Here is an 11,759-nt window from a genome sequence, read left to right as displayed (position 1 = left end):
CGATGCTTCTTTACGAGGCCATCGATCCAAACCTGATACGGGGGCGTTCGAGCGACATTCTTTGGGATTTGTGAGGTGTTAGAGAATGAGTGTTTATGCGGGTTTGAGGCTTAAGCGAACACGGATGGTCAGATCTCGGTGAGACACCGAACCAAACTGTCAGTTTCTGTTATCAAGCGTTCACCTGCTAACACTGACAGATTCTTATTCAATAACCGTGCCGACCTCCCAGATCGGCGCCGTTAAGGTAGTGGACTAAAACACAAAATGGGGGGCGTGATGTCAAGGCGAAATCCCGGGCGAGGGCTACAAAGCGCTGAATTCTGGCGCTCTGGCAGCGTTTAAGCGTGGCTCCCCCGGCGCGCACGACACCGGGGCAATGCTGCAGCGATCGTTGTCGGAGCCAGCCGCCAGGCATGTGCCGTTAGATTCCTGACGGCGAGTTCAGAGGGTTGAGAGCGTGCGAATGGCGCTTAGAGTTCCACGCTTGCTTAGGCATGGCATTTCGATTAGAGCCATCGCCGGGCGCGTAACGAATTGTTTGGATAGTACGCGCACACCACTTTCACGGAGAGGCCACTTATGTCTCTTATGAACTGGGTCGTACTTATCGCGATGTATTCGCAGCTGGCCGTCGGCGGGGACTCAATCGAGCTGAGCGCCGTGGAGCTTCCGCCTGTACAGCAGGCCGGGCTTGCCTCCTGGTATGGCGATGGAGCCTGGCATGGCGACGTCACCGCGAATGGCGAAGCCTTTGATCCGATGCAGTATACCTGCGCCCATCGCTCACTACCTTTTGATACGATGGTGCTGATTGAGAACCGCGCCAACCGTCGACGTGTCTGGTGCCGGATTAACGATCGTGGCCCCTACGGCTACGTCAACGATGAGGGGGAGTGGGACTTTGTTGTTTCAAGCTCTCCTGATAAGAACTGGCGGGGCATTCTGGACATGTCGATCGCCACAGCGCGTGCGCTGGGTACGACCGAGGTGGGTCTACAGAACGTCTATCTCCGCTACTGGACGCGTAACAGCCCGCCTAATTTCCACCTCGCTGCACTCAATCCCTGAGTTTTGCGGCCGCTCTCTCCCTCCCTTTTTCCCCTCTGCTCTATGAACCGAATTCCACGACGACGACCGCTGGCGGTGCTGGCATGCTCTGCGGCGATCTGGCTGACAAGCGGATGCGCGATGACCCGGCAGGCACTTCAGCCGATGGTCTGCGACGCCCCCGAAATCAGCGCGCAGATGCGCGCGCAGATCATCGCCGAGCATGAACTCGATCAAGCTCTGACCCAGGCCGAGCTCGACGCCAACGAGTTCTGGGCGATGGCACAGAGTGAGGATGTTCCCGCCGACGGTGAGGAGCTCGTCGAAGAGAGCGCTTCCACCACCGCGATGACTCGGCGACTTCAACGTGATGTGGTCCAGGAAGAAGAGGAGGAGAGTGTTGAGCCCGGGCACGATCCTCTGGAGCCGGTCGATCCCTTTGTGGCCGAAGCCCAGGCGGTCTTTGAGAAGGGCTCGGAGCGCGAGGTGTTCGCGGCCGCCCATGGCGTCACACCGGAGGCCAGCGCGCTGGCCTTTGTCGGACCTTTTGTGCGCTACCAGAATGGCGCAGCGGCGGTATACACCCCGGGCGAGAGCTTAAAATTCTACACCAACGGGCAGCTGCACGCGCAGCTGGACCTGAGCCACACCGTCGCCGAAGACGTGAACTGGGAGGGTATCAGCGAACACCAGCCCGGCGCGCTTCGAGTCGTACGTGATGGCACCCTCCAGGTGCTGATTCCCTACGCGGTGGATCGCGGTGAGGAGGGTGCCCGGGATTATTACGTGGGTATCTACAAGGTGATCGGCAACTTTGTAGGACGGATCTTTGAACGCCGCGTCGCCCATCGCCCTGCTGCGGATGCCGAGGTGCAGGTGTTTGGCGCGATCACGTTTATGCGCGGCGAATCGCATCGCGCGATCGGCTGGGCGCCGCTGGGTGACGATGCCGGGGAGCCTGAAGTGCTGCGGTGGAACAACTGGGAAGGCGTCTTCCGCGTCCCGGGCCCTGCGCCCACCTCGCCGAAGCCGCGCTCCTGAACCGGTGAAAGTACGACAGCTCGCTTGCTCGAAATGCTAAGCGTGGGCTAACTTTAGGGCGAGCAACTTCTTTTCTTCAGGTAGCGACGCGAGAACCGGAGGCCACTGTGGTATTCAACGTCCGATGTTTTAAATGTGGTGCGCACGATGTTCGCCTGGTCCTCGGTGGTCGTGCCATCATCCACGCGCGCTGCCACAGCTGCGACACCAACCTTTTGGCCGAAGTGATGGCGCTTGAAGAAGAGGCGGTGCGCAGGCGTAGCACGCATCGTGAGCGGCAGATCACATCCACCTCATTGCAGGCGCTGGGATCGGAAGAGACCGACGTGCCCGATACCGCGACCAGCGCCGGCTAGGCGGCTTTCGAGGAGCGTCGGTTTCAGCGCTCTCGTTCGCTGCGGATATTCATCGCCTGAACGCTTTTGTTCAGGCGTTTTTTATGCCGGGTGTCGCCCTGCCCTGGCTGGCATCCCAGCTCAACGTCACATCGCCCTGCTTGTGTCCGCGCAGCAAGAGTTCGGTCAGCGGTCGGTAGACCACCTCATCGACCAGCGCCTCAATGGCCCGGGCGTTACCGATCGCGCTGACCCGACGCTCCAGAACCTCATGCAGGGCAGCGTCAAGTTGCACCCGAAGCCCATACTCGCACTCGGCATGCTTGCAGAACTGCTCGAGCAGGCGCGTGAGCAACTGGCGAGCACCTGCGGCCCCGTCGCCTGAGAGTTCCCGGAAGGCCACCAGCGCATCCACGCGCGCTTCAATCCGAGTGGCGAGCTCCGCGTCCACGCCATCAAGCCGACCGGGCTGGTGAGCGCCAAACCCGATGGGCTGTGAGGGCGTTGCCTGCGCACAAAAGCTGAGCACAAAGATGGCGTTGGTCGCATCGGCGCTGTGCCCGCGGGTATCGACCAGCTCGCCCTCTTCCATCATGCGCAATAACCGGTCCTGAATGCGTGGGTGAGCCTTGTCGAAGTCATCGAGGAGCACGACGCTGCTGGGCCTGCGGCGAAGCGGAGTCACGAGCATATCGGCGTCTTCGTAGCCGACATAGCCAGGCGGTGAGCCGATAAGACGGCTGAGAGCGTGGGCCTCCTGAAAATCACTGAGGTCAACGCGCAAAAACGCGCGTTCATCGCCGAAGATCTCACGGGCCATCGCGCGAGCCGCCGTCGCTTTGCCCACTCCCGCAGGTCCGACGAAGGCCAGCGTCGCCAGGGGCCGACGTCTGTCTCCGTGTTTGAGACGGCTGACCACCAGCGCGCGCGCCATCATCGAGACGGCCGCCTCCTGACCGACAATGGCCTCAGCGAGGCGCTCTTCCAGCCCGACCCACCAGGAGACTTCCCCGCGCAGAAGACGTTCGGTGGGCACTCCGGTCTTCACGTGGATCTGTTCGGCGACGGCGCGACGATCCACGACAGCGGCTCCTTCCTCGGTCTTCTCACCCTGACGAGCGCCGGCGATGGCGGCGTCCATCAACACTTTCTTGGCTTTGTCAGGCAGGCGCTGCTCGGGGATGTAGCGCGTCGACAATTCGATGGCGGCATCCACGGCCTCCCCGGCGATGGTCACCCGGTAATCGTCCTGAAGATGGGGCACCAGCGCGTTGAGAATATGCCGCACCATCGGGGCATCGGGCTCGGCCACCTCCACCCGTTCAAAACGCCGCTTCAGCGCGGGGTCTTGCTCGAACCAGCGGCGGTACTCTTCTTCCGTGGTGGCCCCGACCACCGCAATGGTGCCACTGGCCAGAGCGCTCTTAAAGTGGTTGGGTACCTCCGCCGGTGTGTTACTTCCGGAGCGAGGCGAGAAGACGGCATGCGCTTCATCGATGAAGAGAATCACGTCTCGGCTGGCTTCTTCAAGCAGCGTGGTAATACGAGCCTCGAGGTCACCGCGGTAGCTCGTGCCGCTCATCAGATTTGCACCGTTGAGCTCAATGACGCGGTGGCCGGCCAGCCGACTCGGCGCCCTCCCGGTCGCAATGGCCTGAGCGAGTGCGGTGGCCAGCGCGGTCTTCCCGACGCCGGCCTCACCGGTGAGCAAGGGGTTGCGCTGCTCGCGGCGCATCAAGACGTTAAAGACGCGCTCAAGCTCCCGCTCACGCCCCACAATCTCGGGCAGTCTACCTTCGACGGCCTCCCGCGTGAGGTCGCGGCCGAGCATATCGAGGGTAGGCGATGAGGGGCGTCGCGCGGCAAAGCGCACCGCAGCTTCCACCGGCTCGGCACCGGCCAGCACTCTCGGCTCGCCCAGCGCCTGGCGGATATCATGCTCGAGCCCCAGTGCCTGAACCAGCTCCAGCGACGAGCCTCCGTCGGCAAGAAAAGCCACCACCAGATCATGTTCACTGACGCTCTCGCCAGCCTCACTGCGCGCGATCTGCAACATGCGGATCATGCGTGGCGTCAAGGTCTTGCGGCCGATCAAAAAGTCGGGCAACGCATCGGGCTTGGTGCCGATCAGGCGTAGCAGCTCCTCACGCAGACGCGCCGGTTCCAGCCCTCGCGCCATCGCCGAGCGCCAGAGTACCGAGTCGCGTACCGAGGCAAGCATGGCGATCAGGTGGGGGGTGCCGAGAAAGGAGCTTCCGTGGGAGGTCGCGATCGTCATTGCGCCTTCCAACATCCCGCGAGACGCATCGTCGAAGAGGCTTAAACGAAGCATGCCGCGATCGTCGAAAAGCTCATCGCCCTTGCCCTCGCCAAGCCGTCGAATGGCCCATCGAATGGAGGCGGACTCAACTGCCTCGGCGCGCCAGGTTAGCGCTCGGGAGAGGTCAGCCACCGCGATCGCGGCACCGCCACGTCCCAGCGCAAGCTCCCAGGCTTCTTCAAGGATCCGCGTAAAACCGCGCGAGAAACAGGAGCGCTCCATGCGAGCCTGGCCAGCGGCGTCTTCGTCGAGCTCACGTGCGAGAACGCGCAGACGTGGGAGCACATCGGCATAGCTCAACGCAGCATCTGCCCCGGAAGCCACGGTTCGGGCCAGTTCAACATCTCCGGCGTCGATCAGCACGAGAAGCAGATCGATCGGCAGAAACATTCGCCGACCAATCGCCTCGAGATGCGCGAGCAGCGCGGCGAAGATCTCGGCTGACTCCGGCGTAAAACGCTCCATGCGGAGCTGGCCGTCAGCGCTAAAGAGCGGCTCTTTGTAGAGGGTCTTCATCGGGCGGGGATCCTGGCCGGTTGTCGCCAGCGTCGAAGTCTTCCGCCCAGAGCTTAGCCGATCGCCTCGGCGTTGCGAAAGGAAATGTCGTCGGCGCTCAGCTCCTGACGTCGGGCCACCGCTACCAGAAAGCCGCCATAGCGGCTCAGGGGGCTATCGCGCGCCACAAACTCAAGTTTGCGCAGCGCTGAGCCGACCACGGGAAGTTTATGCACAAACGCCGCAGGTGTGAACACGCGCACCCCGGCCCATTCCATCAGTTCAACGCCCTGCGGCAGGTAAGAGGTCACCGTCTCGGGGTCGTCCCAGCGCGTGTAGACGGCCGATTCCCGGGTGGCCTCCGAGATCTTCTGGGGACCACCGAGGGACTTGGCCAGGTAGCGGATGCTGCGCGGGTTGTAGAACTCTAGCAGGAGCACGCCGCCGGGACGCACCACACGGGCGGCCTCGGCGACAGCCTTACGGATGTCCTGGACGTGGGCGAGCACCTTAAAACTGTAAACGACATCGAAGGTGGCATCGTCGAAAGGAAGCTCAGTGGCGCAGCCCTCGCCAACCTCCAGACCGCGCGCGCGGGCCTGTTCGAGCATCCCGGGGCTTAAATCGATACCAACGGCCTTGCGCGCAACCTTAGCCACGCGCTCCAGAATCAGCCCGGTTCCGCATCCGACCTCGAGCACGTCTTTGCCGCGGCCGTAACGGCTCACAAGGTCGACCTCCAGATCGTCGATAAGGCGGTGATAGCCGTCGTGGCGCTCACGCTCGTACCAGGCGGCGAATTCGTCGTAGTAGCTCTGGTTGTCTTTGCGGCCCATGGCGTCTCCTGCGCAGCGAGGCGTTAAAAAGTGGCCCTCTTCTTAGTCTTCCACGCCTCGCAACGCAACGCTCACCGGCAGGCCATTCTCAGTACTGCTCCGGCGGCGCGGGCTCGCCGCGCCAGGGGTCATCCGCTGGCTCACCAGGAGCCTTCGGGGGGACGTCGTCGAGGGTATCATCGAGGCTTTCATCGGGCAGATGAATCTCTAACATACGCTCGCGAGCGCTCATCAATTCCTCGCGCAGCAGCCACATCTGGTCGATCTCCTCCTCGGTGGGGAGTTGGGCAGCAGTGCTTCGATTTTGATGCCAGCTTCCCAGGGCGCGATTGATCTCGGCGAGCTCGCCATCGTTGGTGCGGGCCTGATCATCGCCGAGTTCGAGAAGCAGACGATCTTCGTGATGACGGGCAATACCCAGATGTCGCCGGGCGATGCGCTCGTGCTCCTCGGCCAGCTCGGCGGGCATGGCCACCAGGGCATCTTGCTGCGCCTGAATCAGCGCCGCATCGTAGCGTTCATATTGAAGATCGAGTTGGGTGTACTGACTGAGGATCTCACGATGAAACCCCTCGATCTGCTCCTGGCTCAGCGGGCCGAACTCCTCATCGATCACCTGTGAGGTGCTGCCCTCGATGGGCCCGCCACCGGTGCCTCCCACCGCAGACGGGCCGCTCTGACACGCCGTGCTCATAAAGAGCGCAATCAGCGCAAAGCCCACGACACGTGCCCTCACCATAGGTCCCCCCCCTTGCTCTTGCGTTAGCGGTACAGGTCTCGGAGTCGCATCCTGACCCATGCCCGGAGCTCCACGTTCGGGAGCCAGGCGCTTCTTCAGCGCCTCCGCGCGGCGTCTTCACAAAGGTACGCACCATCTCAACACAGTCTTGCACCCGGCAGCCCCGGCCCCGGCCCGTGACCTCCACCGGCCTCGCTTGATCATGACAACCCGGTCGGGGTGCGCTATCGTCGCGGCCGACTGATGCCGTCTGGCCACATCCTCCCTTTTCGAGGTCCTCATGGGACGTACCCAGCGTCTGGCTCAACCGGAGTCATTTGCCAAATACCAGCTCGTTGCTCGCCTGGCTCACGGGCGCATGGGCGACGTCTATAAGGCTAAGAGCCACGGGGTTGAAGGCTTTGAGAAGATCCTCTGCGTTAAGGTCATTCACCCGGGTCTGGCCGCGGTACCCAACTTCGTCGATGTGATCATCGACGAAGCCAAACGCGCCGTGGCGTTGAGCCACGCCAACATCGCTCAGGTTCTGGACCTGGGTCACGAAGAGAGCCGCCAGCAGTTCTACGTCGCCATGGAGTACATCAACGGCATGGACCTGGCTCGCGCGCTCAACCTGGCGCGCACGACCGGGCAGCGATGGAGCCCGGAGATGGCGGTCTTCATCGCCAGCGAAGTCGCCAAGGGCCTCGACTACGCCCACCGCCGCAAAGACTTCAACTTCAACAACCTCAACATTCTCCATCGCTCGCTGCGCCCTGAGAACGTGATGCTCTCCTACGACGGAGAGGTGAAAATCACCGATTTCGGCCTCTCCCATGCCCTCGATCTGGTGGAGGCGCTCGACGATAACGACGTGCGTCAACGCGTGCTCTACACGGCCCCCGAAGCCGTGCGCAAAGAGGCTTACACCCGCCAGAGCGACATCTTCAGCCTGGGGATCATCCTCTACGAGATGCTCACCGGCACCCATCCCTACGAGCACCCGGATATCGGCGAGGTTCAGCGTCGGGCGGCCCACGGGGAGGTGGCACCGATTGCGGAGCGTGTGGAAATTCCCCGCCAGCTCCAGCAGCTCATCGAGTCGATGCTCGTGCCCGACCCGGCCGGACGTGCCGCCAGCGCCGGCCAGCTCTACGAGGAGCTCATCGGGTATCTTTTCGGCAACAACCTTCAGGCCGACAACCGCCTCCTCTCGCTGACCATGCAGGAGCTCCGCCGCCGGGAACCTCAGGACAAGCAGACCGAGGTCATCGAAGAGGTGGGGCTTGAAGAGATCAGCGTGCACGAGTTGGAGTCGGCCTTTGCGCGCGGGGGAGCGTTTCACGAAGGCAGCGATCCGGCCCCCCGCCCGATCGGAGCCCTTCCCTCAAGCCGACTTGGCGCGCGCGAGGAGCCGAGCGGCCCCCGACTTCCCGGGGCCCTGGAGACGCTCTTTCGCTCCGCGCAGGGCGGCCGCGGCAAAGCCGCCCTGCTCTCGGGTGGCGTGGGACGAGGCAGTCAGCACCTTCTGGATCGCCTGCGCGTGGCGACCTCAAAACGCAGTGGGAGTCGGGCGGCCCTGATGGTGGTGGGTGCCGATGATCGCCTTCGCCCCTTCGGCGCTATCAGCGAGATGATGCTCAACGCGCTCGCCGGACCTCCCTCCCCCCAGGGGGTAGACCGTCGCCGCGAGGCGCTGAGATTGCTGGCCGGTGTCGGCGTCTCGGCCCCGGCTCTGGCCACCCTCAAGCGCCTCTGGCAGCTGAGCCACGGGCTAGATTTCGGCTGGGAGATGCGCCGCGGCCACCTGGTCGAGGTTCTCCGCTCGTTTGTGAAGCTGCAGGCCGACGAGGGCACCTTTGTCTGGCTCATCGATCAGGTCGAAGCTCTGGACCATGCTTCACTCGATGTGGTGCGCGATGTGGTCGCTTCCATCGGAGAGTGGCCCCTGCTCCTGATCATGGGCACCTCCTCCGATGACGCGATGCGCAGCCATTTTGACGCGGGGCATCCCGAAGATCTCGAAGCGGTACGCGTACGCGGCATCGGCCCGCTCTCCCCGGAGGAGGTCAGCCGGGCAAATCAGGAGGCCGATGCCGTCATGACGGTGCTGGCGCTGGCTGAACGGCCTCTGCCCGCCGAAGATCTCGGCCCGCTCACCGGTCTCTCGGCCGAGGCGGTGGCCCGTGCGGCCGACTCGCTCTCGGAGCTGGGAGCGCTTCGCCAGCCGCACTCAGGCTTCGTGCATCTTGCCGTGCCCAACTGGTTGACCTGGCGTCTGGCCGAGCGAGGCGACCGGGACGTCAGCCGCTACGCAGCAACCCTGGCGCGCTACCTCTCGTTGCGCATCGCCCCCGGTGAGCGCGGGGGCCTGACGCCCACTCTGATTCGGCTCTATGCCTACGCCCATGACCGCCGCGCCCTGCTCGACCTGGCCAAACGCTTTGGAGACTGGCTCCAGGCCCATGCCTGGCAACGCACCGCCCTTGATTACTACAGGCATCTGGCAAGCCTGCTCGGCGCACACGCTCTGGGCGTGCCGCAGCAGCGCGTGGACCTGTTGCTTCAAGCGGCCGAAATCGCGCTGGAGATGGCTCTGATCGAAGAGTGTCGCGAGGTGCTCAATCCGCTCAGCGCACTGACCGAGGCCACCCGCTACGAGAGCGGCTTTGTCCACAGCCAGCTCCTCCTGGGCCAGTTGGCCATGCAACAGGACGATCTCGACGAGGCGCGCGCCCACTTTAACCGCGCCTGGCGTAGCGCCACCGCCATGGAGCATCCCGAGCTCCTGGCGCGCGCCTCGCTCGCTCTGGCCGGCTGGTACGAACGCTTCGGCGATCCGAGCGCTGCGCTCAACCACATTGACAGCGCGGTCAACCTGACCGGCCGATGGGGCGCAAGCCGTATGCAACCTCGCCCCCGCGCCGCCCTTCTCCAGCGCAGCGCGCAGATGTGGGGCGAGCGAGGCATGGGCAGACGCGCATTGCGCCCGCTTAACGCACTCGATGAGCTTGCGCGCGCCCACACTCTCCCCTCGATTCAGTGCCGCGCCCTCATCGCCCGCGGACGCCTTGCAGGCTTCCAGGGCCAGGTCGAGCGCGCCCGCCAGGGGCTTGATGAGGCGCTGGCCCTTGCAACCTCACACGGCCTCAACGCCCTGGCCATCGAGGTACGGCGCATGCGCACGTCGGTCGAACTTCACGGCGGCAACTTCGCCACAGCGATCCACTGGGCCGACGAGGCCACCGCCCAGGCTGCCCGCCACGACGATCGCTACAGCGAACAACGCGCCCGCGACCTTCGCGCGCTGGCCGCCTGCCACCTCAACAAAGAGGCCGACCAGGCGCTGAAGCACCTTCGCCAGAGCCTGCGGCGCGCCACCGAGCGCGGCGTTCCCAAGGACGTCTTCCGCGGACACGACTTCCTGGCCCGCGCGCTGCGCGCGCTGGGCCGCTCCGAGGAGGCCAACCACCATCAGGAACACGCCCGCCAGCTCTCCCGCGCGATGCGCGTTGGCCGCGCGGCCTGAACGCCACTCAAGGTGTCCATCCAACCTTCAAACACATAAGGCCGACGCCCTTCCCGGGCGTCGGCCTTATGCGTCCACGTGACCTGGCGACACGGCTGAGCGTGCGCCTTCAGTCGTAGCGCAACCCATCAACCGGGTTGAGCCTTGATGCCCACCACGACGGCCCGATCGTCGCGAGAAGGCTGATGACCATCGCCACCAGCCCCACCGCCAGAAACTCCCAGGCCACAATGCGCACCGGCAGATGATCGATCATATAAATGGAAGGATCGAGCCCGAAGCTGGTGTGTTTAATGCCCAGGCAAACCGCCAGCCCGCCGACAAGTCCGGTGACCGTGCCCACAAAACCCACCACGGCCCCCTGGAAGATAAAGGTCTTCATCACCCCCCAGTTCGTTGCCCCCATCGACTTGAGGATGGCGATATCTTTATTCTTCTCCAGCACGATCATGATGAGAATGCAGACGATATTGAAACTCGCGACCAACACGATGAAGCAGAAGAGCACCGCCAGCACCAGACGCTGCAACCCCAGGCTTGTAAAGAGGTTATGGTTGAGCTGCCGCCAGTCCATAACCCGAAAACGCCCCTCCGGAAGGTCCCGCCGAAGCTGGTCGGCCAGTGCCCCGACGGCGAAGACATCCTCAACACGCACGTCCACACCGGTGACGGTATCGCCCTGGTTAAAGAAATCCTGCAGGGCCTGATAATCGACCATCACCATGCGATCGTCATACTGATGAAACCCGCTGCGATAGATCCCGGCGACCTCAAACTGACGGCTCGACGGCGAACTGCCTTTGGAGCTCCACCGTCCCGGATCCAAACTCTCCAACGGACTGGTCACCTGAACGAGATCCCCCTTCTCGGCACCGAGACGCTCGGCGAGCGACTCCCCCAGGAGAATTTTCGGTTGTTTGACCTGACCGTCAGGCGGAAAACGCTCAAACTCAAGGTCGGCGACCGCTCCCTCATCCAGGGTGTATTTGGGGATGTCGCTGACCGACTCGGCCGTCGCCGGCTCAATGCCTTTGATCAGGATGCCTGCGCTGACGTTTCCATGAGTGGCGATCATCTCGTGCAACACAAAAGGACTGGTGGCGGTGACGCCCTCCATCGCTTCGATGTCGTCCTGAATCTCGCGGTAGTCACGAAAGTCCACGCCGTACTTGATCACCAGCAGGTGACTGTTGACGCCGAGCACGCGCTCCCGAAACGCCTCCTCAAACCCACCGGTGACAGCCACCACGCTGGTCAGAGCGGTCACGCCTAAAAAGACGCCGAGGATCGCGATGATCGTGATCGTCGATAAAAAAGAGGTTCGCTTTGAGCGCAGGTGGCGCCAGGCGATAAAGCGTTCGTAAGACATGGGGGCCTATCAAAAGACGTTGGTCCATCATGGCGATCAGCGCGACGCGATGGAACGTTCTCACGT

The 11,759-nt window shown here is 63.3% G+C and carries 8 protein-coding genes; 4 read left to right on the top strand and 4 right to left on the bottom strand.

The features are described 5' to 3' along the window. Positions 1–582: 582 nt before the first annotated feature. The 3 genes from EA187_RS15915 to EA187_RS15905 all read left to right on the top strand — a co-directional run bounded on the left by EA187_RS15915 (position 583) and on the right by EA187_RS15905 (position 2,447). The gene (locus EA187_RS15915) at positions 583–1,071 is read left to right on the top strand and encodes a septal ring lytic transglycosylase RlpA family protein (RefSeq protein WP_115603748.1); all 489 of its coding nucleotides are present in this window, start codon (positions 583–585) and stop codon (positions 1,069–1,071) included. A gap of 120 nt (positions 1,072–1,191) precedes the next feature. Next, the gene (locus tag EA187_RS15910) at positions 1,192–2,091 is read left to right on the top strand and encodes a hypothetical protein (protein WP_115603747.1); all 900 of its coding nucleotides are present in this window, start codon (positions 1,192–1,194) and stop codon (positions 2,089–2,091) included. A 107-nt stretch (positions 2,092–2,198) separates the two neighbouring features. Beyond that, a complete protein-coding gene (locus EA187_RS15905) occupies positions 2,199–2,447 on the top strand; it encodes a hypothetical protein (RefSeq protein WP_115603746.1) in 249 nt (82 codons plus the stop codon). A gap of 70 nt (positions 2,448–2,517) precedes the next feature. Here the strand turns inward: EA187_RS15905 and EA187_RS15900 are convergent, their stop codons facing one another. The 3 genes from EA187_RS15900 to EA187_RS15890 form a co-directional block, all read right to left on the bottom strand. Then, on the bottom strand, positions 2,518–5,262 hold the full coding sequence (locus EA187_RS15900; RefSeq protein ID WP_127780901.1) for an AAA family ATPase: 2,745 nt from the start codon (positions 5,260–5,262) through the stop codon (positions 2,518–2,520). A gap of 53 nt (positions 5,263–5,315) precedes the next feature. After that, positions 5,316–6,077 carry a class I SAM-dependent methyltransferase gene (locus tag EA187_RS15895; RefSeq protein WP_127780900.1) on the bottom strand — a complete coding sequence of 254 codons (762 nt, stop codon included), beginning with the start codon at positions 6,075–6,077 and terminating at the stop codon, positions 5,316–5,318. Positions 6,078–6,165: 88 nt separating this feature from the next. Continuing rightward, positions 6,166–6,816, bottom strand: coding sequence for a hypothetical protein (locus EA187_RS15890; protein ID WP_127780899.1), 651 nt, complete (start codon positions 6,814–6,816; stop codon positions 6,166–6,168). Positions 6,817–7,096: 280 nt separating this feature from the next. On the opposite strand from EA187_RS15890, the gene EA187_RS15885 reads away from it, so the two are divergent. Then, positions 7,097–10,324 (top strand): serine/threonine-protein kinase, encoded by a 3,228-nt coding sequence (locus EA187_RS15885; protein ID WP_127780898.1) that lies wholly within the window; start codon positions 7,097–7,099, stop codon positions 10,322–10,324. Between the two features lie 109 nt (positions 10,325–10,433). Here the strand turns inward: EA187_RS15885 and EA187_RS15880 are convergent, their stop codons facing one another. Continuing rightward, complete coding sequence (locus EA187_RS15880) at positions 10,434–11,693, bottom strand: ABC transporter permease (RefSeq protein ID WP_115603741.1); 1,260 nt, start codon at positions 11,691–11,693, stop codon at positions 10,434–10,436. Positions 11,694–11,759 lie beyond the last annotated feature (66 nt).

This window comes from Lujinxingia sediminis (assembly GCF_004005565.1).
Classification (GTDB): domain Bacteria; phylum Myxococcota_A; class Bradymonadia; order Bradymonadales; family Bradymonadaceae; genus Lujinxingia; species Lujinxingia sediminis.
This window is presented reverse-complemented; position numbering and strand designations above follow the sequence as displayed.